Source organism: Legionella sp. PC1000 (genome assembly GCF_014109805.1).
Classification (GTDB): domain Bacteria; phylum Pseudomonadota; class Gammaproteobacteria; order Legionellales; family Legionellaceae; genus Legionella; species Legionella resiliens.
In genome coordinates this window covers 2715956-2738926 of record NZ_CP059400.1, presented here as the reverse complement: position 1 = coordinate 2738926, position 22971 = coordinate 2715956, and the positions used below count along the sequence as shown (strand labels likewise).

Sequence of the window (22971 nt, the reverse complement as noted above, 5' to 3'; positions counted from 1 at the left end):
TATAAACCTAAAAAATCAATTGAGTTTTTTGCTGCAGATTTATAAATCCATGCCTGATTTCCCTTACAGTCGGGTGATAACATAAAGCGCCGCTGCAAGCTACTTCTGGCATAAAAGAACGCAGCTGCCAAGTCATATTGTGTAATGGGTCATTTACCAATTGTTTGGTTGGCATAGTTATGGGAACACTAAAATTTTTGGTTGGATAAGAAAGGCCTAAACCACAGGCTTTGATAAAGGCTTCTTTTTGCGCCCAAACATGAAAAAAAACAGCTGGTTTTAGAGCAAGAGGGACTTTAATAAACTCTTCATATTCTTGGTCAGAAAATAAATTTTTTGCAATCCCTTCATAAGGTCGAGCGGAATACTTTTCTATATCTATTCCCAGAGGAAAGTTTTTCCCTACTGCAAGGAGTGCTAAGTCACCCGTATGACTTATATTAAATTGTAACTTTGCTGCATTAATGACTTCTGGTTTGCCGTGGTTATTATAAGCAAACTCCAGTTGTCCTGCTGGCATATTGAGATAATTTGCCAAGATGATTCTCATAGTGGCTCTGGCAGTAGAGAAACGTCGTTTGTGCCTACTGAAATAAAATCGTTCAGCGCGCGCTTGCTCTTCAGAATTTAATAGTTCATATGCATTTTCTAATTCATACACTAAAGAAAATTGCCAAAGATCAATTCGAGCTTCATTTAAAATGCAGTTTTCTGTATTTAAAGGGTTGAATTCGGTAATGATCATATACTTGTTTGAATCTGGCATCAATTGTCGGTTAAGGTTATCATATACCATGATATTTAATTCACCAAAGAGTATTCAATGAGCCGACAATTTTTGGATTTTGAGCAACCCATCGAAGAGTTGAATCAGAAAATTGATGCACTTCGCATGATAGGTAATGATAACGAAGTGAATTTAAGTGATGAAATAGCGCGACTTCAAGCAAAATGTTCTGAGCTAACCTCTCAAGTTTTTTCAAACTTAGAGCCTTGGCAAATTGCACAAGTTGCAAGACATCCGCTTAGACCACAGACAACAGATTATATCGAACGCATTTTTACTGATTTTCAGGAACTGCATGGTGACCGAAGTTGTTCTTCAGCCCCTGCAATTATTGGTGGTTTGGCGCGCTTGAATGGTGAACCAGTTATGGTACTTGGTCATCAGAAGGGGAAACGAACCAAAGAAAAGGTATATCGTAATTTTGGTATGGCTCGTCCGGAAGAATATCGAAAAGCCTTACGTTTAATGAATATGGCTGAAAAATTCAAATTACCTATTTTTACTTTCATTGATACAGCAGGAGCATATCCTGGAATCGGTGCTGAAGAGCGTAATCAATCTGAAGCAATCGCCCGCAATCTTTTCGTGATGTCACGTCTTAAAACGCCAATTATTTGTGTGATCACAGGAGAAGCAGGATCCGGTGGCGCATTGGCAATTGGTGTTGGTGATCGCGTGTTAATGCTCGAATTCGGCATTTATTCAGTAATTTCTCCTGAAGGTTGTGCTTCGATTCTTTGGAAAGATGCCTCCAAAGCGAGTGAAGCTGCCCGCGCAATGAGGATTACCGCAGATAAGATTCTGGAAAATAAGTTAATTGATATGGTGATTCCTGAACCCTTAGGAGGGGCTCATCGGAATGTCGATGAAATGGCAGCACGTTTAAAGGAAGTTTTAGTTACCGAATTGAGAGCTTTAATGAAATCCTCTTTAGAACAGTTAGTCGAAGACAGATATCAAAAGTTTATGGTTATGGGAGCAAGTGATTAAACCTTTATTGAGCACTGAGTGGTTTTCTCGCCTAAGTCATTTTAATAAATTAATTATAGGTTTTAGTGGTGGACTTGACTCAACAGTGCTGTTGCATGTTCTGGCTTCCCACCCTACCTTGCTTGCTAAATTAATCGCAGTGCATGTAAACCATGGTATCAGTGCGAATGCCCCTCGTTGGCAATTACATTGCCAACAGTTTTGCCAGAATTTAGGTATTCCTTTAATTACTCAAACGGTACAATTTGATTGTTCAGCCAATGTTGAAGAGAGGGCACGCATTGCCAGGTATGCAGTTTTTTCTTCTTTACTTACAGAGCAAGATTGCTTAATTTCAGGACATCATTTAAACGATCAGGCAGAAACAGTTCTTTTGCAACTTTTTCGTGGCTCCGGAGTTGATGGCTTGGCTGCTATGTCTGATTTTGGTCAATTGGAACCGGGAAAAATTGCCAGGCCTTTGTTAACTCATTCACGAGAACAATTGGAACATTACGCTGCCTTTCATCAATTGAACTGGATAGAAGATGAGAGCAATCAGGATACCAGCTATTCACGAAATTACTTACGTCAACACATTATGCCTTTGTTGAAAAGAAAATGGCCTGGAGTTGTGGGTAATATCGCTAGAACAGCGCTTCATTGCCAACAGGCTAAAAGAAATCTGGATATGTTGGCAGCTCAAGATATGATATTGGAAGAAAACCTTGGAAAATTAACAAATAACTCTTTATTGATTACCCCATTAGAAACCCTTAGCCGAGATCGTATAGCAAATGCTCTCAGGGTCTGGTTGAAAAACAATCAACTCCAACTGCCCTCCACGGTGACTTTCTGGCGTCTGATTGATGAAGTGATCTTTGCTAGTGAAGATGCGACTCCTGCAGTGAGTTGGGGTGAAGTCACTGTGCGTCGTTACCAAAAGCATTTATATTTAGTTAGGAAAAATGCAAATAATTTACCTTCCTGTATTGAGTGGTCTTTATTTCCTTTACCTTTAGTGATTCCCGATGCACGCATTAATTTAGTGGCAAAAAAAAACAATCAGGGGGTAATCATTCCTGCCGATGCAAAAGTATTTGTCCGATTTAGACAAGGTGGAGAGGAGTTTTCCTTGCATGGACAGACTAAGCGTTTAAAAAAATTGTTCCAGGAGTGGGGGGTTCCTCCTTGGTTAAGAGAGCGAATTCCTTTAATTTATTTTAATGATAAACTTGCAGCAGTAGTTGGATATGCAATGAGTGATTTATTCTTTGCTAAAGAACAATCTGATGCTTGGATTTTCGTTGATGGTTTCGCTGAGCAGCATACTATTGATTGAGATATTGTAAAAAATATAACCTGTATTACGTTGTAACCCTTATTCTTGTTTATTGACGATTTAAATGTTCCATATTCATTCATCCCCAACAAAAAATAAAAATCTATCGTATTGAAAATAAAAAATATATTTTGGTTATTTTTTCAAAAAATGGTTTTTATTTTAGTTAATTTTATTTATATTAATTTAAATGAAATAATTAACTATCAAATTGTTCATATCATGAAAAGTATCTCTGAAATCAAAGAACTGTTAGCTCTCAGTAAGAATCCAGGTAATATTTCTCCAGAACTTATGGCATTTTTCTTTTATTTAAAAGAAATGAAACGGAAGGAAAAAAAAAGAAATGGGGACTTCAATGCGTTCGCAATGAGCACTAATGAACTGGATTGGTTAGCCGAGCTTGTTGAGCGAATGATTACCTATTCTAATGAGAGTTTACGATTCCAAATTGGTATTTCAAAATGGGATGGTAGTGAGCAATTAAATCATTGGTCCTTTTTAGAATTTAATTTTAATTTTAACGATGAGATTCTTCCTACTTTAGATATTTTGATCTGTGATCCTTTGGGATTTAGTCAAGCGTTAGTTTTTACTAATTTATTAAGCAGCAGGATGGAGTTCGGCAATTTAAGTAAAATGTGTACTCTGAAAGTCTATATCCCCACAGATATTTTGCAAGTTAAGGGTCGCGTGTGTGCTTATTTTACGACTGATAATATTTCGATGTTATCGAATCAAACGGATTATTGTCCCATTTATGACTATATGAATTCCCATCAACACGAAGGGAAAAATCAGGAAGCAATTGACACACTATCTAAGTTCCGAGAGTCTTTAGCGAATTATTATACAGAGGAAGAACTCAATGACATCTATAATTTTAATATAGTAGTTGCTCCTTTACCCGTTAGGCTTTTACGGACAAAACATTCTGTATCTGATTTAGAAAAAGAAGTTCGAGATTCTGAAGAGCATAGAGGGGTAGTGGTGAATAATAAAGGTGAGACCGCGTGGAGTTCTATTCGTAAAAATTTGTTCTTCGTTGAGGATCGTGCTGGCTCAGAACAACAGAAGAACATGAGAGTTAATAAAAAAATGGAAAAGTTAGGTGGAGAAATAAGAGAGGCATCCTCTTCCATAAGCTCTTTGGAGGATGCTCGCGTAATTAGTGAAGGAATACAAAGACATCTCTTATCTGGTCTAGAGGAAGCAATAGAGCAAAGTATTAAAAGAGCGGATTATAGCCCTTTTTAACACTCAGGTAGATTAACCGCCAATCCCCCCATCGAAGTTTCTTTATAAATACTTTGCATGTCCATTCCGGTTTGTTTCATGGTCTTGATTACTTTATCTAAAGAAATTTGATGTTGGCCATCACCAATAAGCGCCATCCGTGTTGCATTCACTGCTTTTACTGCACCCATTGCATTGCGTTCAATACAGGGTATTTGTACCAAACCCAAGACTGGATCACAGGTCATACCCAAATGATGTTCCATGGCAATTTCTGCGGCATTTTCTACCTGAGCTACGGTTCCTCCAAGAACCGCTGTAAGACCTGCTGCAGCCATAGAGGAGGCAACACCCACCTCGCCTTGGCAGCCTACTTCGGCTCCAGAAATGGAAGCTCCTTTTTTGTAAAGTATGCCTATGGCAGCGGCAGTAAGGAAATAGGTATAAATATCTTCATCACTCATTTTATCGTGGGCATGTTGGCAATATTTTAGTACTGCGGGAATAATGCCTGCTGCACCATTAGTTGGAGCGGTAACGATACGTCCGCCCGCTGCATTTTCTTCATTGACTGCCATGGCATAAAGATTTAACCAATTCATAATATCGGATTGCTCAAAAATGCTTTTTACTCCTTTTTCATTCATGAGTTTTTTATGTAAATCAGGAGCACGTCTTTTTAAATTAAGCCCGCCGGGTAAAATACCATCGTGTTTACATCCATTGGCAATGCAATCATCCATGACTTTGGCAATTGCCAAAATGCCCTGATGGATTTCTTCTGTGCTACGCCAGGTTTTTTCATTAATTAACATTAATTCCGCTATGCTTAAATTATTTTTTTGACACAGTTCTAGAAGTTGGGCTGCTGTTGAAAATGGATATGGGGGTGGGTTTGTATCTTCAGTAGTTTTGGAAAAATCTTCTTCAGTAGTAATAAAACCACCGCCAATTGAGTAATAAACTTGTGCAATTAATAAATTGTTCTGGCTATCAAAAGCAGAAAAACGCATCCCATTAGAATGTTTGGGCAAGAGCTCTTTTTGTAAAAAAAGAAAATCAGTTGCTTCGTTAAAGTTAATATTTTTCTTACCTGCCAGGTTTAACGTACGAGAGTGAATGATTTCATGCATGCGCGGCACCATAGACTCAGGAGCAACAGTTTCTGGTGTTTTATTTTCAAGTCCATTTAAAATGGCTTTATCTGTTCCATGACCTTTTCCGGTTAAAGCCAGCGAACCGTAAAGTTCGGTTTTAACCCGTTGAACTTGATTCATGAGTTGTTTGTCTTCCAGTAACTTTAAGAACGCATTAGCGGCAAGCATAGGCCCTACAGTATGCGAGCTTGATGGGCCAATTCCAATGGAAAATAAATCAAATACACTGATGTTCATGTGGGATAATCTCTTGTTACAATTAGTGCAAAGTGTAGAGAAATCTTAATTATTTGTCTATTTTAATTATAGCGGACAATTTACTTTAATAATTTGACGTGCATCCTTTGCTGAATTAGTCTATAAATTGATATGCATTAAGAATATCCTTAATGCAATGAGCTTTATAATATAGTTACAATTAATCGAGCTTAAAGACTGGTAATTTTACATGAATTTAGGCAGAATTATGTTGCATTTTAAAATGTAATATCTTTTTCTATCACAATTGGAAAGATATGCACAATAGAAAGACTACAAGGGGATTCTTTATGAAGATGAAATTGGTCACTGCGGCCGTCATGGGGCTGGCAATGTCTACAGTAATGGCTGCTGATGCTACATCGCTTGTTACGGATAAGGATAAATTATCTTATAGTATTGGTGCTGATTTAGGAAAAAACTTCAAAAATCAAGGTATTGATATTAATCCGGACGCATTAGCTAAAGGAATGCAAGATGGAATGTCTGGTGCCCAATTGATTTTGACAGAACAACAAATGAAAGATGTTCTGAATAAATTCCAAAAAGAATTGATGGCGAAACGCAGCGCCGAGTTTAATAAAAAGGCAGAAGAAAACAAATCTAAAGGAGATGCTTTTTTATCAACTAACAAATCAAAATCTGGCGTAACGGTACTGCCTAGCGGTTTACAATATAAAGTTATTGAAGCAGGTACAGGAAATAAGCCAGGTAAATCAGACACAGTAACTGTTGAATACACTGGTACTTTAATTGATGGTACTGTATTTGATAGCACTGAAAAAACAGGTAAGCCAGCTACATTCCAAGTATCACAAGTGATTCCTGGTTGGACTGAAGCATTACAATTAATGCCTGCCGGTTCTACTTGGGAAATTTATGTACCTTCAGACTTAGCTTATGGCCCACGTAGCGTAGGTGGTCCTATAGGTCCAAATGAAACTTTGATTTTCAAAATTCATTTGATTTCTGTGAAAAAATCTGCCTAATCAATAAGGAGGGGTTTCCCTCCTTATCGTTTCTCACTCGAAAACAAAAGTGAGATTTTCCTTTAGAGAACAAGTTATCCTGCCTTAGAGAGATCCGCAAGATGAACAAACGCCTATTTATTGTTTTCATTTTAGGTTTTTCCTCTGGCTTACCCATGGCATTAATCAGTAGTACTTTGCAGGCATGGTTTGCATACAGTGGGATGTCTGTCTTTGCTACAGGAACATTAAGTTTAATTAGTTTACCCTACGCTTATCGTATTTTCTGGGGACCTATTCTGGATCGCTATTCCTTATTCAGTATGGGTAAGAGACGAAGTTGGATTTTAAGCATGCAATGTCTTTTGCTTCTTGGATTCAATTTAATGGCTTGGTTTACTCCAGAACAATATCCTAAATTGATGGCTTTTCTGGCTTTGATTTTAGCTTGTTTTTCTGCCACTCAGGATATAGCAATCGATGCACATCGAGCAGAATATTTGCCAACTAGCGAACATGCTTTAGGCGCCTCTTTAGCAGTACTAGGTTATCGGATTGCTTTATTGTTGTCGGGTGGTTTGGCATTGGTTATGGCGCAGAAATTAGGCTGGGCTTTTACTTATCGCTTTATGGGCCTCATGATGATTGCTGGCATGTTCGCTGTTTTCTTGAGTCAAGAACCTAGTGTGCCAATCAAAGAAAAAAATAATTTGGCTTTATCTTTCTTAGCTCCTGTTAAGGAGTTAATGTTCCGTCCGGGGGTTATTCCTCTTTTACTCTTTATTTTTTGTTATAAGCTCGGTGAAGCATTTACTACGACTACCAGCGGCATTGTCATGCCTTTTTTAATCCAAGGGCTTGGTTTTTCTTTAGAGACAATTGGTTACATCAATAAAATGCTGGGAGTTGGATCCATCTTACTTGGAGGTTTGTGCGCGGGATTTTTATTGATACGTTTTTCCTTATATCGCTCCTTGCTTTTTTTTGGCTTACTGCAAGCATTAACTAATGTATTATTTGTTGTTTTAGCAATAGTAGGAAAGAATGTTACCTTATTGGCAATTGCAGTTTTTTTTGACAATTTTGCAGCAGGGATGGGTTCTACCGCCCTGGTGGCTTTATTCATGCGATTGGTAAATAAACAATATACTGGAACTCAGTTTTCCATGCTCGTGGCTTTATCGACAATACCTCGTATTCTTTCTGGACCTGTCGCTGCAAGCATTCAAATGGCTATAGGCTGGGTAGGTTTATATCAACTCTCTATATTATTTGCTTTAGCATTTATCCCTTTTTTAATATTGATAAAAGAGCAAACTAAAGAAGGTCAACACGACCTGGATGAAGTAGAGAAAGAGGGGGAATTGAATCCTGTACAGTAATTTATGTTAAGGGGCTGTTACTCTCTTTTACAAAACGCTGCAATACCCACATGCTTCATATATGTTCGTTTCGATGTTTTAAAATCACAGCATTTCGCAAGCTAGCGAATGGTAAACATACCCCCTACATATATTTTTTATTTAATTTGATGACAATACCACTGACGCCAATTAAGAGTATTCCAATTAAAATCAAAGTAATTGGCCAACCTATAGTATGTGGGAAATGCTGGCTTGAAAAATATAAAATGAAGCCAAGTGTCGCCAAGCTTGCAATTATGAGTAAGACTCGGCTGCTTTCTATAATGGCCATATAAATTAAGCCACAAGATAATCCCAAATAAAGTATTTCATAAGGTTTACCTTTAACGATGTCGAATGTTACTAAGAGCAGTGTCAGTGATGATATGAAAAAAAGTAACCCTGCAATACTTTGATACTTTGAGTGGTTTATAAATGAACTGACAGCTAATAAGGAGCTGCTGAGAATAAACCATTTTAACCGCTCTGGTACACCAAGTAATTCAAATGCTGCCAGGAAAAAAGAATAGAGGAAAATCAAGGAAATAAAAGCTAATACCGTCTGCCTGGTGCCTATAAAAGCAATGCCGTGTTGCAGAAAGAGAATCAAGCTAACTACAAGTACCCCCCAGGTAGGCATCAATATGGAAGTGTATTGTGATAAGAGGGTAAGCAATCCACTGGCTTCAAGGATTGCTGCAACAAGAAATAAAGGAGCTGTGATTTTATATTGCTTCTCTTGGTAATAAAGACCCAGAAGGAAGATTAAAAAGCCAAAACCTAAATTTAAAATAATACGGCTATTATCCACTGTGTAGGCGAAAAGAATCCATCCAAATACAACAGTCGTGATTGCAAGAATGAGCGGTTTATCCGATAAAATGGCAAAACGTTGATGAGTGAAATAGATAATAGCTATGATTAATATCCACCATATTGGCAGCATTAAATCGTATTCCTGCAACAAAATGATAAGTCCTGCGGGTTCGAGGAATAGCGCAATCAAAAATAAAGGTGGCGAAGCTTTTTGGTAATGAGGGTATTTTAGACATACAAATGCCAAAATGAATGAGCAAAAACCAAAACCTAACGTCAAGGTAACACGTTCGTAGAGATTAAAGTCTTGCCATTTCATGGCAATCAATGCGCAAATACCTGCAAAAATAAGAATCCCGCCTATATAGCTGTACAGTTTATTTAACCAATTTGTTTGCTCTGCGGGGCTTGTAGTCTGAGCGGGTTTCAATGCCAATGCGATTTCTCTAATCTCGATTTGATAACGTTTGGCGAGCTCCACGATTTTTTCTAATGCCTCTTCTTTATTCATGGTTTAACCCAACCAATAAATTGGACATTATTTGAAGTAAAGTAGCGTGTACCTAAATTATATAATTTGACGCAGCTAGAATTCTTTTTGAGACAGATCGTATTATTTCGATAATGGCTGCCAAGAAAAAGATCTGAGAGTAATCCTGTGTTTAAGTTATCGTTGTTTGTGTATAGGACATAACCGTCAGGAGATTCCAGTGAGGTATCCAGTTTAAATTTTTTGGTTGATTCCACCACCTCTTCTTTGAAATTTGTGTTGTTGTTAAAGTGGGGAAAATCTATGGGAATTTCTTGGACTTTTTGTTTTTTTGCGTCAAAAAAATAGAGTTTTTTAATTCCCCAATAATTATTTTGAACTTTTGAATATTGAGCTATTAATTGATCATTTTTAACTATAAAGTTGACTTGTACAGGAAAGGGGGAAGCGGAAGAATCCAAGATAGAAAATAGAAGATTATAACGTGGAGGATCTGTTTTAAAAAAAGGAATATTTGAAATAACGAAAACAAGCATGAGTAGTATTGGCAACGACAGTCCAGCCACCAAAGCCAAATGACTTTTTATCCACTTAGTCGACATCTTAATTCCTTAAGTTGCGTAAAGCGCATTTTGTGCTTCCTTATAGTATAGGCAGATTTTTATTTTTTATATTTGAAACAGATAATCAAAAATTAGTCCAAGTCAGTTGTATAAGGCAAGGCCTCTAAGTCCAGCAAGTAGCCTGGTGGCAAGCAACACTCTCTTTGATGACATCTCTGCCGACGCGTCGGGTAGAGATGGATTGTTTTCAGCGATGTAGAGTAAATTGCATTCAGCAGACGGGCCTTGAGATCTTTTTCATTCTATTTAAAAAATCAACTATATTATTCATACCCCAGTCCTAAATACTCAAATCAGATAAGTATGATTTGAGTCATCTAAGAGGATTTCAACATTGTCAAAAGAGAAAGTGATTTCTATACGAGAGTTTGGAAAAGAATTGAACCAATGCGGAAGTCATTGGGGCAAGAATGTGGATCTCTCTGGAGCAGGCCCAATAAAAGTTTATACCGGAGAAGAATCATGGATGGAATCAGCCATAGATGGGGTTATAGGCTTGCATGGAAATGAACCTGGAAATGGTCCTGCTGTGATTATTAAAGATATAAAACATGCTGGTGTTGATCTATTATGGACCAGTGGATTAATTGGATGTATGGCTCTTGCAATACTGGGAACAGATGCAGAAAGTAAGCAGGATGTGTTTTTCTGTCATGCACGAAAATATGATGCGAAAAATGCTATAAAAACTCCAGGTCATCCAATGAAATTAGCCCGTGATTTTGTTCAATCCCATAATGAGATAAGAGTTTTTTGGGGTACAGATTTTAATTTCGGTGTAAAAGATTTTAGTGGTCCGCATAAGAAAAATGAAGCACAAAAGCTTCTTAGCAGAGAATTAGGTTGCTGGGTACGAAATATTGACTGTGTAATTGCCAAAGAATTAGTTTTTTTCCCTAAACTGGGAATTGTTAAAGATGGAAGTCCGAGAGAAGCATATCGATGGATTCGTTCAGAAGATATTACGTTAAGAACCAGATTCTCAAGTAGTATGGCTTTATCTCCATTTATACCCAATCGAGATCTTTTAAGAAAATTGGAAACACATCTGGCTGAATTGAAAAATGATAGATCCTCATGGTTTAGGTTTTATTTATATGATTCAAGAAGATCTAATAAAATTAGAGCACTAAACCAGATATTGGATGCTTATAGAGTGGGGAATTTAGATATATTAAGGCATTTTGCTCAAAATGCAAACAACAAAACATCTCCATTTCTCGATCCAAATGCAGTAAATACCTGGAGCCCCAAAAATAAAAGTATTACTGCTAAACTGGCTTTGGCAACTTTTTATGATGCTAAGGACAAAATTTTAGAGATGGGGGCGAGTGGTTGTGGTCTTCGCTCGGATGGGAGTTCTATTTCCTCTCATCATGAATACAGGCAGAGGCTAGAATTCATTGCAGATAGAATAATTGGATTAGATGAGTAAAAGGAGCAAATGCGAATTAAGGAAATTGATAAATTACGAGTCGCATTTGAGATAAAAAGGGGATATGGCTTTATTATTAATTAAATAATTATAGGGCATTCTAAAACTATTTATGGTACCTAGGGTGGGACTCGAACCCACACGGTGTCACCACCACCGGATTTTGAATCCGGCGCGTCTACCAATTCCGCCACCCAGGCATTTGAGCGGCCATTATAACAAAGAAATAAATTCTCACAATGGGTTTTAGTATATTATTATTTAAAAAATAGCTCATTACTTAAGAGGGGTTTATGAGGAAGTATCATTTTATTATTTTTAGTTTTTTTTTGGCACAATTTACGACAATGGGGTATGCAACCAATTGCCCTGATCCTGAAACTACTTCTTTAAAATGGGGTGTCCCACCAGCTCCATGGACAGTAAATCCTTATTCGCCTAATCGTCCGCAAGGAGACCAAAACACTCATTTTGTGCGTGCGAATATTTTGGTTGCAGGTTATGGGCAAGGAGTGGTTTGCACTTATAGGAATTCAGTGGGTGAATATTCAATTTGGTGGCAAGTTCTTACTAAAATACCATCACGTCTTGATTACAGTTGGCTTGATTCGCTGGGGGGGTTTGTTTGCACTCAAGGACTGGAACAGTGCCAATTTTATACAGCGTGAAGTTCATGAGATGAATAAATATGTTCTATATTATTAATGTCATTGATGAAAATGGAGTTTCACATGAAAAATACAAATCTGGTTTCAAGGCGGATAGGTCAGCTTATTACCATTCTTTTTTTATTGGGCAGTCCATTCGTTTGGGCCTATGCGGCTTGTTGTTCAAAGCATGGGGGCGTTGCTTCCTGCAACACAACTACGGGTTACCAAATGTGTAAGGATGGCACAGCCTCTCCTACATGTAGATGTAAGAAATCAACGAGTTCAACTACAAACGCTAAAGGTTGTTGCTCCAAGCATGGTGGGGTTGCTCAGTGCGATAAAGCTACTGGTCATCTAAAGTGCAAGGATGGTACGCAATCACCTGACTGTGTTTGTCATTAAGTCGGGTCACTTAGTGAATACTTGTGGCCTGGAGGCAGCGCAGCGGAGCCCGGGAAATTTATATCAGTTAAAACATGGGTTGCTGCACCCAGGCTACATTTTATTATATGAATTTTGAATCACTAAATGCGATCCTCAGTGATATCTATCATCATTTGCAAGGATCTTTTAGCATTATCAATAACCCATTGTTGATCCTTTGTTGGTAGCCTGTTTCTACTTCCCGTGAATTCATTAACTACGTCACCTGCTTTAACTTCGTTATAAGCCATTGTTTTCCCCTGTCTTAATAAATCAACGAGCGCGACGAGATGAGGGGGATCGTTACGTGACATGGTAGCACATCCACAACCTATTCCTTTTTCATTTTCTTTTTTGGGTGCTTCAGCCAGATTGACTACTTCTATATTTAAACCTTTACAATATTGTTTTAGATTTTCAACCATGTGATTTTCAGTACCAATCGCATAACGCTTGGTTTTAGCACGATCATGGACTACATAATCCCAGATGAATGCTGTGGAACCTGCGTGTTGTGCGATTTTAATGACTGAGTTACGGCATTCTGGATGAACGATGGTCGTGTATCCTTGATTGTTCCAATAATCACACATTTCAGGTTGATAATGTGTATGTACGGCGCATTGGCTTGCAAATAATATTAATTGGGCTTCATCAAACTGTTTAAGGGTTTTTAAGTCTTGCGCTGCAAGTGAATATTGGGCTCCTGCCGTTCCACCAGGCCAATAGGCCAGATTGTTTATTCCTAACCAATAAGCTACGTTTTCCCCCATATGTTGATCGGGAATAAAAAGGATCTTTTTATTTTGCTTTAGAGCCCACTGGAATATTTTTTTTACGTTAGAACTCGTACAAACAGCCCCCCCTTGGGCACCAGTTAATGCTTTGACTCGACCGGACGTATTCATATAGCAAACTGGTAAAATATTCTCAGCACCATAACGTTCGTTCAAATCAAGAAAAGCAGGTTCGACCATGAAGTCTTTGGCAAGCATCTCCATGGTGCAACCTGATTTAGGGTTAGTAATATAAACCTGTTGGTTTTTATTCGCTAAAATACTAATGGATTCCGCCATGAAATGCACTGCAGATTCGATAATAATCGATTTTTCAGGATGTTCAGCTGCCATCAAGGCCAATTGATAGGAGTCACCGATAAGTCCTCCAAATTGTTCAACCAAACGGACTATATCGCCTCCCATGTAATAATGAGCCAAAAGTAATAATCGCTCACCAAAATGATCTTGGGCTTTTTTAAGATAAGGAGTCATCCAAGCTAAAACTGTTGTGAGCTTACGATCGGGTAATGCCTGGTACTCTTGAGCATAAGGAATGAATTCTTCTTGATACCAGTCGATCGGATAGTCACTTTGACAAATACTCATATCATTTCTGATATGCATTAAGGTAGTTTCAGGTTGGTACAGAGTGGAGTTTTTAAACATCAATTTTGCCTCAAATCATTTTAATGTATCACTTACATTTATTATTCTGGCGAAGTATCCATTAATCCAAGTTTGGCAATACTTTCTTGTGCCTCAGCTTGTTTATTTGGATAATCTTCTCGAAAATGTCCACCACGTGATTCTCGTCTTGCCAGAGCTGCTCTTACTATGAGTTCGGCATTAAGAATAATATTTCTTAATTCAATAAAATCTCGGGTGATACTATGCTTCCAGTAATATTCTTCAATTATTTTTTTACGCTTCATTATTAATTGTAGTAGATCTTCAAGTCCTGCTTCAGTTCGCACTATCCCTGCATAAGATGTCATTTCTCCTCTTAAGCCGCGCCACTGAGCATTAATTTGGCTGGCGCGTCGTGCATTGACTTCACTGGGTGCACTCCAGTTAGGGATATGTTCGGTATATTTCCACGGAGCAGAAATATCTTTTAAAGTACATCGAGCAGCATTGGAACCCATGACTAAGGCTTCAAGCAATGAGTTACTCGCCAGGCGATTGGCACCATGTAAACCGGTAAAAGCGACCTCCCCTATGGCATAGAGTCGTTTTAAGTCGGTTCGGCCGTCAACATCCGTAAGTATGCCCCCACATTGATAATGTGCTGCTGGCACGACAGGAATCATATCTTGGCTCATATCAATGCCAATGGATAATAGAGTCGTATAAATTTGCGGGAAACGTTTTTTCAGGAATTCTTTGGATTGATGGGTAATATCCAAATAAACATATCCCATTTGGCTGCGTTCAATTTCACTAAAAATAGCACGCGCCACTATATCACGTGTAGCTAGCTCCATTTGCTGAGGGGCGTAATGCTTCATAAACCGTTCCCCTGTTTCGGCATTTTTGAGTAAAGCTCCTTCGCCACGTACCGCTTCTGAGATGAGAAAATTATTTAAAGAATGATGATGCAGTAGAGTAGGGTGGAATTGGTAGAACTCCATATTACCAATCCGTGCCCCTGCACGATAAGCCATGGCAACCCCGTCTCCGGTGGCAACCATGGGATTGGTTGTGTATCGGTACGTCTTGCCTGCGCCTCCAGTAGCTAATATCACACAGTTCGCTAAAAAAGTATGAATTCGATTTGCAGTACAATCCAGAATGTAAGCGCCTAAAACCTCTCCTTGAGTATCGGTACGATGAGGATGGTAATGGGTAATTAGATTTACTGCTACATGATGTTCAAAAAAATGAATTTGGTGCTGCTGTTGAGCGAGTTGGTTCATTGTTTGGGTAACTGATAAACCCGTTTGATCCCCACAGTTAAAAATACGTCGATGGGAATGTCCTCCTTCTTGGGCTAGATGAAAATTTCCTTTGCTATCTTGTTTAAAGTGAACCTTATATTGACTCAATTGTTTTATCATCTCCGGGCCTTGTCGAATAATAAATTCAACGGCCGGTGGATAGCACAGTCCATCTCCAGCAATCAAGGTATCTGAAATATGCGATTCCAGAGAATCTTCTTCTGAAAAAACAGCAGCGATTCCACCTTGGGCATAACGGCTATTGCATTCAATAGCTTCTGCCTTGCTGATTAAAGCAATTTTTAACCGAGGTTGTAGTTGAATCAGCTGTAAGCAATATTGTAATCCAGCCAGTCCTGTGCCCATAACAAGGACATCAAATTCAAAGGTCTGTCCTTGTTGCGAGAGTGTCTCACTCATAAAAAGGCCTTTACTAATTGGGTTGCCAGGCCCGTATAGTTTTCTGGTGTGAGTTTAATTAATTGTTCTTTAGCTTCCTCAGGTATCGAGAGCCCCTTAATGAATTGCTTGAGGCTTTGTTCATCAATTCCCTGCCCGCGGGTTAAATCTTTTAACTGTTCATAGGCATTTGGCACATTATATCGACGCATCATGGTTTGTACTGCTTCAGCCAATACTTCCCAATTTGATTTTAAATCTTCTTGTAAAGGACGTTTATTGATTTGTAATTTGTCATTGCCTTTGGCCAGGGACAGATAGGCAATAAGGCTGTAAGAAAATGCCATACCAATATTACGCAATACGGTAGAATCAGATAAATCTCGTTGCAGTCGTGATTGAGTAAGTTTATTTGCAAAATGAATGAAGAGGGCATTCGCCATTCCCAAATTTCCCTCGGCATTTTCAAAATCAATGGGATTTACTTTATGGGGCATAGTGGATGAGCCCACTTCTCCTGCTACAGTTTTCTGTTTAAAGTAACCAAGAGAAATATAGCTCCAAATATCTTGAGTATAATCGAGCAAGATATTATTAATACGCACCATAATTTGCGATACCTCTGCTAATCCATCATGCGGCTCGATTTGTGTAGTATAGGCATTAAAAGATAAACCCAGTGACGTAACGAAATTAGCGCAGTGCTTGCGCCAGTCAACTTCGGGATAAGCTATAGTATGAGCGTTATAATTACCAACGGCACCATTGAACTTACCAGGAATTAATACTTCACATAATTGCTGTTGTGGTCTTTTGAGACGGGCAACAAAATTGACTAACTCTTTCCCCATGGTTGTAGGTGTTGCTGGTTGGCCATGTGTTCTGGATAACATAGGTACATCGGCATGCTGTTTTCCAAGTAGAGTAATTCCTCCCATAATTTCAGCAAGCGTGGGTTGAATAACCTGGGCAATTGCCTGTTTGACCATTAAAGCATAAGCTAAATTGTTGATATCTTCTGAGGTACAAGCGAAATGAATAAAAGCAGTAATTGCTTTCAAACTCGCATTCTGTTGGAACTTATCCTTCAGGTAATATTCTATTGCTTTGACATCGTGATTTGTTTGCTTCTCAAATTCTTTAATTTTGATGGCTTCTTCTTCATCAAAATTAGCAATAAGATCATCAAGAAAGTCCTTAGTCCTTTGATCGAATGGAGGGACCTCGGAAATCGCGTTATTGGCTGCTAAAGATTCAAGCCAACGAATTTCTACAGTCAGGCGATAATAAATTAAGGCGAACTCACTAAAATAAGGACTTAAAGCCCTTGTTTTATTAATATAACGCCCGTCGATTGGAGAGATCGCATTTAAAGCAGTAAGAGTCATAAGCAGCTAGCCTTAAAGATAAAGCACATATAATATTAGATGCGCGTTCAGATGTGAATAAACTAAGGAATTTTATCAGAAAATTGATATTTTTTTAATATGATTGTGTATAATGATCGCATTTTTGAAAATGAGTCATGGGATTTTATGAAAACGATCATTGAATCATATCAAGCGGGCCTGTTCCACAAGAAATATTGGTTACAAAATATTATCTCAGGAATTATCGTGGGGGTTGTTGCCTTGCCTTTGGCAATGGCTTTCGCCATCGCGTCAGGCGTACGACCAGAACAAGGTATTTATACAGCGATTATTGCTGGCTTGATTGTTTCAGTTATGGGCGGAAGCCGGTTACAAATTGCAGGCCCTACCGGCGCTTTCATTGTGGTTCTTTCGGGAATTACTGCTAAATATGGGGTTTCCGGGTTACAAATTTCAACGCTACTTGCGGGATTCATGCTCTTATTTTTTGGTCTTGCTCGTTTAGGCGGCATTATTAAGTTTATCCCCGCCCCGGTGATTATTGGTTTTACTGCAGGAATTGGTGTAGTAATTTGGGTAGGGCAATGGCACTACTTTTTGGGTCTTCCCTCTGGTGGAAGCGGTCATTTTCATGAAAAATTATGGTATTTACTGCAGTCTTTTCCGCAGCTCAATATACCGACAACCATTTTAGGCTTTTTTTCACTGTTTCTGGTTATTTTTTCAAATAGAATTCCAGGATTAAAACGCATTCCTGGACCGCTTGTGGCTCTATTGGCTGTGACAGGACTGCAGGCAATCTATAATTTTTCCGGTGTTGCGACTATAGGCTCCTTGTTTGGTGGAATACCTCAAGGTTTACCGGAATTTAAATTGCCTGACCTCACAATCGATAAGGTGATTGAATTGGTAGGTCCCGCTTTTACGATTGCGATGCTCGGTGCTATAGAATCACTTTTATCTGCAGTTGTTGCTGATGGAATGGCAGGAACAAAACATAATTCCAATCAGGAGCTGGTTGGCCAAGGAATAGCTAATATTCTTACGCCATTGTTTGGAGGGTTTGCTGCAACAGGAGCTATTGCACGTACGGCGACAAATATTCGTAATGGTGGTAATAGTCCATTAGCAGGTATAATCCATGCACTTACCTTAGTTTTAATCATTCTGTTCCTGGCGCCTTTGGCGGTGAATATACCGCTAACGGTACTTGCTGCAATTTTGTTTGTTGTCGCTTGGAATATGAGTGAAGTAAAACATTTCATTAAATTAATACAACGCGCTCCAAAAGCTGATGTTGTGATTTTGTTAGTCACTTTTTTCCTTACCGTGTTTGTTGATTTGGTAGTCGCAGTAAATATAGGTGTAATTATTGCTGTACTGAATTTTATACGGGGTATGGCTTCCAGTGTTGAAGTGCAACAAATGACTCAAGAAGAATTGGCACATGAATTGGCACGACAAAATATAGAAACCTTGCCAGATGGCCTATTAATCTATGCTGTAGAGGGACCTTTTTTCTTTGGTGCAGCAGAAGCTTTTCAACATGCTTTAGCAGTAACTCATACGGATCCCAAAACATTAATTATTAGGATGCGTTGGGTACCTTTTATGGATGTTACCGGCTTACAAACTTTGGAAGAGGTTATTGAAGATTTACAGGAGCGTAACGTAAGGGTGATTTTAAGTGGAGCCAACTCACGCGTAGAAGAAAAACTTCGCAAGGGAGGAATTGTTAAACTTCTAGGAGAGAAGAATTTCCATAAGGAGTTTTCTCAAGCTTTAGTTGCATGCAATGCATAATCGTGCTCTTAACTAGAGTATCTACCTCACGGGTTAGATGAAATGATCGTTTATCTCGATGGAATAAAAACAAATGTTGGCTGACAAATAAAGTTTCTATTTCCCATAGCCGCACATTTTCAGTAAAATGACTATCATTTTATGGACTTGGGGTAGTTATGACGGTCAAAACACATATTATCGATTTAGCACATCTTGGCATGCATGATCTGGAACAGGTTGGTGGGAAAAATGCTTCTCTTGGAGAGATGATCAGTCATTTATCCTCCGCAGGAGTGTCTGTTCCTGGCGGATTTGCAACGACAGCGGATTCATTCAAAGAGTTTTTGTCCCAAAATAATTTAGATAAGAAAATCTATGAAAAATTAGCGGCCTTAGATTCAGATAATGTGCAGCAGTTGGCCGTTGTTGGGAAAGAAATCAGAGAAATGATTGTCAATACGCCATTTACTCCCGAGTTTGAATATGCGGTACGGGCTGCATACGAACAGATGTCCCGCTCTATAGGTCATGGTGATTTTAGTGTAGCGGTTCGTTCCTCAGCAACAGCGGAAGATTTACCCGACGCATCATTTGCGGGTCAACAAGAAACTTTTTTAAATGTAAAAGGAATTGATGACGTTTTGCTCTCGATCAAACATGTTTTTGCATCGTTGTTCAATGATAGGGCAATCACTTATCGGACCCATCATCAGTTTGCCCACCATGAAGTAGCTTTATCTGCAGGTATTCAACAGATGATCCGTAGTGATTTGGCAGTAAGTGGGGTGATGTTTACCATGGATACCGAGTCGGGGTTTGACCAAGTAGTATTCATCACTTCATCTTACGGCTTAGGCGAGATGGTAGTTCAGGGAGCAGTCAATCCTGATGAGTACTATGTGCATAAGCCCGGAGTTCAAGCAGGTAGACCTGCGGTTATTCGCAGAAATCTGGGCAGTAAAGCCTTGAAGATGGTTTATTGTGATGATCCTAGCAAAAAGCAACGGGTCAAAACTGTCGAAGTTGATGCAAAAGATCGGCTGCTCTTTTCTTTAACTCCGAGCGAAGTGGAAAGCTTGGCGCGTCAAGCCATAATTATCGAAAAGCATTATGGCCGACCAATGGATATAGAGTGGGCAAAAGATGGTCTAAATGGCCAACTATATATTTTACAGGCCCGTCCTGAAACAGTAAAAAGCCGCGATAATAAACAAATATTGGAACGCTATACCCTACAACAAAAAGGTGAGATACTGGCTGAAGGACGCAGTATAGGTCAACGTATTGGACAAGGCAGGGCAAGGATTATTAAAGATGTAAGTGAAATGGATCGGGTTCAACGTGGTGATGTATTGATCTCAGATATGACTGATCCTGATTGGGAACCTGTAATGAAGCGTGCTTCAGCTATTGTTACTAATCGTGGTGGCAGAACCTGTCATGCGGCTATTATTGCTCGTGAATTGGGTATTCCCGCTGTAGTAGGATGTGGTGATGCTACAAAAACCATACGCGATGGTGATGAAGTAACCGTTAGTTGTGCTGAAGGGGATAACGGTTATGTGTACGCAGGTTTGCTGCCATTCGAGCAAGTACATCTGGATGTAGAAACTATGCCTGAATTGCCAATGAAAGTTATGTTGAATGTGGGTAATCCAGAACGAGCCTTTACCTTTCAATCTATTCCTAACTCAGGAGTGGGTTTGGCTCGCCTTGAGTTTTTAATTTCCAATACTATTGGTATTCACCCACGTGCATTACTTGATTTTGATCGCTTAAAAGATAAGGAATTAAAACAATTTATTACTGAAAAAACAGCAGCCTATGCTTCCCCTGTTGAATATTATATTGAGCGATTAAAAGAAGGAATTGCAACAATAGCTGCCGCATTCTACCCTAAACCCGTAATTGTACGATTGTCCGATTTTAAATCAAATGAATATGCAAATCTTGTTGGCGGTAATTTATATGAGCCGCATGAAGAAAATCCCATGCTGGGTTTTAGAGGTGCATCACGTTATGTTTCTGAGTCATTTGCAGAGTGTTTTGCTTTAGAATGTAAAGCAGTACGACGTGTGCGTGAAGAAATGGGCTTGACGAATGTAGAAATAATGATTCCCTTCGTAAGAACAGTTACTGAAGCGAGTAATGTAATTCAGGTTTTAAAGCAGCATGGTCTTGAGCGAGGTAAACATGGATTACGCGTGATTATGATGTGTGAATTACCTTCCAATGCGTTGTTAGCCAAAGAATTTTTAGAGTATTTTGATGGTTTTTCTATCGGTTCTAATGACTTAACCCAATTGACATTAGGTTTAGATAGAGATTCTGGTTTGATAGCGGCTCAATTTGATGAGCGAGATGAGGCAGTGAAAGTTTTATTACATATGGCAATTACTGCGTGTAAAAAAGCCAATAAATACATAGGGATCTGTGGTCAAGGGCCTTCAGATCATCAAGACTTTGCCCAATGGCTAATGAAAGAGGGCATAGAAAGTGTTTCACTTAATCCCGACTCTGTTTTAGAGACGTGTTTATTTTTGGCAAAGCATTAGGATTAAATGGAATAAATGGTACTTCTCGATAGTCTAGGCACAAACGGTAGCCGCAGGACGTGGGAGAAGGATTCATTGATAAGTTATGAATAAATTTGCTGAAGGCTATTTTACTCAGCAATAAGAGAATATTTTAGCGAGGTATAAAATAGTAATGCAGCATTTAAAATGGTGGCTTCTTATTGCAGGAATATATCCTGCTATGGTTTTTGCCTCTGCTGAGCAGCCAATTCATGCTGATCCCATTGCGTTTGTGTTACTTGGCGTGACTACTATTTTCTTCTTTGCAATTATTGGTCGTTATACGGCACGACGTATCCATCAACCCAGCGTCCTTGGTGAATTGCTGATAGGAATTCTTATTGGCAATTTATTCTATTATTACGGATTCCCATTAGCTATTTTGCTACGCGAAGGCTCTGCAATTTTTGATGCAGTGAGACAAATACTTGAAGGGGTACCTTTAAATCAGGCGGTTACTTCAGTTATTCCTAATCCAAATTATTCACAGCAAGTTGTTGATGCTTTAAGTGGGCCTCACGGTGCTGATTTTTTGAAAATTGCTTATATTGTTGACATTTTTTCGCGATATGGAGTCATTTTTCTTCTATTTATGGTTGGTTTGGAAAGTTCAATAGAGGAAATGAAACATACAGGCCGCGATTCACTTTTTGTCGCCTTAATTGGCGTAATTGCGCCCATGCTTCTGGGTTTTGGCGTAGCTTATACATTTATGCCTAATGGATCTTATCAGGTCGATTTATTTATTGCAGCGACGCTTAGTGCAACCAGTATAGGAATTACTGCACGGGTACTTTCTGAAATGAAAAAATTACGTACCCGGGAAGCAAAAATTATTTTAGGTGCGGCAATGTTGGATGATGTATTAGGTCTAATAATATTAGCTGTGGTCAGTTCTTTAGTAATTAGTGGCGTTGTAGATATGATGGTTGTGCTACGCATTATTGTGAGTGCGCTGTTATTTTTTGCAGGCTCTTTATATTTAGGTCCGATTGTTTTGCGCAAAGCAATTCATTTTTTCCGTTTTCTTGAGCCTTGGGAAGCAAAATTATTTATTTCCTTTATATTTATCATGACTCTTTCTTGGCTCGCTTCAGTGCTGCAACTTGCAACAATTATTGGTGCATTTACTGCTGGGGTAATTCTTCATGATGATTATTTTGATGGTATACCTCTGACTCAACAAGAAAATCGCAGTATTTATCATTTATTATCGCCATTAGAATCCATTTTGGCTCCTATGTTTTTTATTGTGATCGGCATTCAAGTTAAATTAGAAAGCTTTTATCATTGGAATGTAATTATTTTAGCATGTGGTTTAATCATCGCGGCGGTGATTGGCAAATTACTCAGTGGCTATGGGGCACGTGCTTCAGATGATCGATTGCTCATTGGTATGGGGATGTTACCTCGCGGCGAAGTGGGATTAGTTTTCGCTTCTATAGGTCGGACTTTGGGGGTTATGTCGGATGATTTATTTTCTGCAATTGTTTTAATGGTTATGGTGACCACTTTTATTGCGCCTATTTTATTAAAAGCACGCTATGCGAAGAAGGATAGAAAATAAG

General features: G+C 38.8%; 18 protein-coding genes and 1 tRNA gene. 11 read left to right on the top strand and 8 right to left on the bottom strand.

The annotated features are described in order from the left end of the window. Positions 1-7 precede the first annotated feature (7 nt). Positions 8-745, bottom strand: coding sequence for a 4'-phosphopantetheinyl transferase superfamily protein (locus FOLKNPGA_RS12005; RefSeq protein ID WP_182352850.1), 738 nt, complete (start codon positions 743-745; stop codon positions 8-10). A 78-nt stretch (positions 746-823) separates the two neighbouring features. Between FOLKNPGA_RS12005 and FOLKNPGA_RS12000 the strand changes: the two genes are divergently transcribed. The 3 genes from FOLKNPGA_RS12000 to FOLKNPGA_RS11990 all read left to right on the top strand — a co-directional run bounded on the left by FOLKNPGA_RS12000 (position 824) and on the right by FOLKNPGA_RS11990 (position 4355). Then, entirely contained in the window at positions 824-1777 is a 954-nt protein-coding gene (locus FOLKNPGA_RS12000; protein WP_182350130.1) for an acetyl-CoA carboxylase carboxyltransferase subunit alpha, read from the top strand. Further along, positions 1770-3098: a tRNA lysidine(34) synthetase TilS gene (gene tilS / locus FOLKNPGA_RS11995; RefSeq protein ID WP_182350129.1), complete on the top strand. Its 1329-nt coding sequence runs from the start codon at positions 1770-1772 to the stop codon at positions 3096-3098. The genes FOLKNPGA_RS12000 and tilS overlap by 8 nt, the downstream gene beginning before the upstream one ends. Positions 3099-3320: 222 nt before the next feature. Then, positions 3321-4355: a hypothetical protein gene (locus FOLKNPGA_RS11990; protein WP_182350128.1), complete on the top strand. Its 1035-nt coding sequence runs from the start codon at positions 3321-3323 to the stop codon at positions 4353-4355. On the opposite strand, the gene FOLKNPGA_RS11985 is transcribed toward FOLKNPGA_RS11990, so the two are convergent. Further along, positions 4352-5728, bottom strand: a complete 1377-nt coding sequence (locus tag FOLKNPGA_RS11985; protein WP_182350127.1) for an L-serine ammonia-lyase — start codon at positions 5726-5728, stop codon at positions 4352-4354. The genes FOLKNPGA_RS11990 and FOLKNPGA_RS11985 overlap by 4 nt on opposite strands. A gap of 311 nt (positions 5729-6039) precedes the next feature. Between FOLKNPGA_RS11985 and FOLKNPGA_RS11980 the strand changes: the two genes are divergently transcribed. Then, on the top strand, positions 6040-6738 hold the full coding sequence (locus FOLKNPGA_RS11980) for an FKBP-type peptidyl-prolyl cis-trans isomerase (RefSeq protein ID WP_182350126.1): 699 nt from the start codon (positions 6040-6042) through the stop codon (positions 6736-6738). 101 nt (positions 6739-6839) lie between these two features. Further along, positions 6840-8099: an MFS transporter gene (locus tag FOLKNPGA_RS11975; protein ID WP_182350125.1), complete on the top strand. Its 1260-nt coding sequence runs from the start codon at positions 6840-6842 to the stop codon at positions 8097-8099. A 124-nt stretch (positions 8100-8223) separates the two neighbouring features. Here FOLKNPGA_RS11975 and FOLKNPGA_RS11970 read toward each other — a convergent pair whose 3' ends face one another. Both FOLKNPGA_RS11970 and FOLKNPGA_RS11965 read right to left on the bottom strand, forming a co-directional pair. Next, positions 8224-9447, bottom strand: a complete 1224-nt coding sequence (locus FOLKNPGA_RS11970) for a hypothetical protein (protein WP_182350124.1) — start codon at positions 9445-9447, stop codon at positions 8224-8226. Then, positions 9444-10028, bottom strand: a complete 585-nt coding sequence (locus FOLKNPGA_RS11965; RefSeq protein ID WP_182350123.1) for a hypothetical protein — start codon at positions 10026-10028, stop codon at positions 9444-9446. The genes FOLKNPGA_RS11970 and FOLKNPGA_RS11965 overlap by 4 nt, the downstream gene beginning before the upstream one ends. 355 nt (positions 10029-10383) lie before the next feature. On the opposite strand from FOLKNPGA_RS11965, the gene FOLKNPGA_RS11960 reads away from it, so the two are divergent. Continuing rightward, positions 10384-11484 (top strand): hypothetical protein, encoded by a 1101-nt coding sequence (locus FOLKNPGA_RS11960; RefSeq protein WP_182350122.1) that lies wholly within the window; start codon positions 10384-10386, stop codon positions 11482-11484. A gap of 113 nt (positions 11485-11597) precedes the next feature. Here FOLKNPGA_RS11960 and FOLKNPGA_RS11955 read toward each other — a convergent pair. Beyond that, positions 11598-11684: transfer RNA gene (locus FOLKNPGA_RS11955), tRNA-Leu, on the bottom strand. 93 nt (positions 11685-11777) lie between these two features. Between FOLKNPGA_RS11955 and FOLKNPGA_RS11950 the strand changes: the two genes are divergently transcribed. Both FOLKNPGA_RS11950 and FOLKNPGA_RS11945 read left to right on the top strand, forming a co-directional pair. Further along, positions 11778-12152: a DUF3757 domain-containing protein gene (locus FOLKNPGA_RS11950; protein WP_182350121.1), complete on the top strand. Its 375-nt coding sequence runs from the start codon at positions 11778-11780 to the stop codon at positions 12150-12152. A gap of 63 nt (positions 12153-12215) precedes the next feature. Further along, positions 12216-12536 carry a hypothetical protein gene (locus tag FOLKNPGA_RS11945; protein WP_182350120.1) on the top strand — a complete coding sequence of 107 codons (321 nt, stop codon included), beginning with the start codon at positions 12216-12218 and terminating at the stop codon, positions 12534-12536. A 122-nt stretch (positions 12537-12658) separates the two neighbouring features. On the opposite strand, the gene nadA is transcribed toward FOLKNPGA_RS11945, so the two are convergent. The 3 genes from nadA to purB are packed head-to-tail and all read right to left on the bottom strand — an operon-like array spanning position 12659 to position 17060. Next, positions 12659-14002, bottom strand: a complete 1344-nt coding sequence (gene nadA, locus FOLKNPGA_RS11940) for a quinolinate synthase NadA (RefSeq protein ID WP_182350119.1) — start codon at positions 14000-14002, stop codon at positions 12659-12661. A 41-nt stretch (positions 14003-14043) separates the two neighbouring features. Then, a complete protein-coding gene (gene nadB / locus FOLKNPGA_RS11935) occupies positions 14044-15693 on the bottom strand; it encodes an L-aspartate oxidase (RefSeq protein WP_182350118.1) in 1650 nt (549 codons plus the stop codon). After that, positions 15690-17060, bottom strand: coding sequence for an adenylosuccinate lyase (gene purB, locus FOLKNPGA_RS11930; protein ID WP_182350117.1), 1371 nt, complete (start codon positions 17058-17060; stop codon positions 15690-15692). The genes nadB and purB overlap by 4 nt, the downstream gene beginning before the upstream one ends. 147 nt (positions 17061-17207) lie before the next feature. Between purB and FOLKNPGA_RS11925 the strand changes: the two genes are divergently transcribed. The 3 genes from FOLKNPGA_RS11925 to FOLKNPGA_RS11915 all read left to right on the top strand — a co-directional run bounded on the left by FOLKNPGA_RS11925 (position 17208) and on the right by FOLKNPGA_RS11915 (position 22970). Then, a complete protein-coding gene (locus FOLKNPGA_RS11925; protein WP_182350116.1) occupies positions 17208-18845 on the top strand; it encodes a SulP family inorganic anion transporter in 1638 nt (545 codons plus the stop codon). 158 nt (positions 18846-19003) lie between these two features. Further along, entirely contained in the window at positions 19004-21382 is a 2379-nt protein-coding gene (gene ppsA, locus FOLKNPGA_RS11920) for a phosphoenolpyruvate synthase (protein ID WP_182350115.1), read from the top strand. A 154-nt stretch (positions 21383-21536) separates the two neighbouring features. Continuing rightward, positions 21537-22970: a cation:proton antiporter gene (locus FOLKNPGA_RS11915; protein WP_182350114.1), complete on the top strand. Its 1434-nt coding sequence runs from the start codon at positions 21537-21539 to the stop codon at positions 22968-22970. The last annotated feature ends 1 nt before the right edge of the window (position 22971 follow it).

Coding starts and splice junctions, on each gene's coding strand:
- FOLKNPGA_RS11970 (WP_182350124.1), bottom strand. CDS start 9,447: ATGAATAAAGAAGAGGCATTAGAAAAAATCGTGGAGCTCGCCAAACGT.
- nadB (WP_182350118.1), bottom strand. CDS start 15,693: ATGAGTGAGACACTCTCGCAACAAGGACAGACCTTTGAATTTGATGTC.
- nadA (WP_182350119.1), bottom strand. CDS start 14,002: ATGTTTAAAAACTCCACTCTGTACCAACCTGAAACTACCTTAATGCAT.
- purB (WP_182350117.1), bottom strand. CDS start 17,060: ATGACTCTTACTGCTTTAAATGCGATCTCTCCAATCGACGGGCGTTAT.
- FOLKNPGA_RS11950 (WP_182350121.1), top strand. CDS start 11,778: ATGAGGAAGTATCATTTTATTATTTTTAGTTTTTTTTTGGCACAATTT.
- FOLKNPGA_RS11980 (WP_182350126.1), top strand. CDS start 6,040: ATGAAGATGAAATTGGTCACTGCGGCCGTCATGGGGCTGGCAATGTCT.
- FOLKNPGA_RS12005 (WP_182352850.1), bottom strand. CDS start 745: ATGATCATTACCGAATTCAACCCTTTAAATACAGAAAACTGCATTTTA.
- ppsA (WP_182350115.1), top strand. CDS start 19,004: ATGACGGTCAAAACACATATTATCGATTTAGCACATCTTGGCATGCAT.
- FOLKNPGA_RS11975 (WP_182350125.1), top strand. CDS start 6,840: ATGAACAAACGCCTATTTATTGTTTTCATTTTAGGTTTTTCCTCTGGC.
- FOLKNPGA_RS11990 (WP_182350128.1), top strand. CDS start 3,321: ATGAAAAGTATCTCTGAAATCAAAGAACTGTTAGCTCTCAGTAAGAAT.
- FOLKNPGA_RS11985 (WP_182350127.1), bottom strand. CDS start 5,728: ATGAACATCAGTGTATTTGATTTATTTTCCATTGGAATTGGCCCATCA.
- FOLKNPGA_RS12000 (WP_182350130.1), top strand. CDS start 824: ATGAGCCGACAATTTTTGGATTTTGAGCAACCCATCGAAGAGTTGAAT.
- FOLKNPGA_RS11945 (WP_182350120.1), top strand. CDS start 12,216: ATGAAAAATACAAATCTGGTTTCAAGGCGGATAGGTCAGCTTATTACC.
- FOLKNPGA_RS11915 (WP_182350114.1), top strand. CDS start 21,537: ATGCAGCATTTAAAATGGTGGCTTCTTATTGCAGGAATATATCCTGCT.
- FOLKNPGA_RS11925 (WP_182350116.1), top strand. CDS start 17,208: ATGAAAACGATCATTGAATCATATCAAGCGGGCCTGTTCCACAAGAAA.
- FOLKNPGA_RS11965 (WP_182350123.1), bottom strand. CDS start 10,028: ATGTCGACTAAGTGGATAAAAAGTCATTTGGCTTTGGTGGCTGGACTG.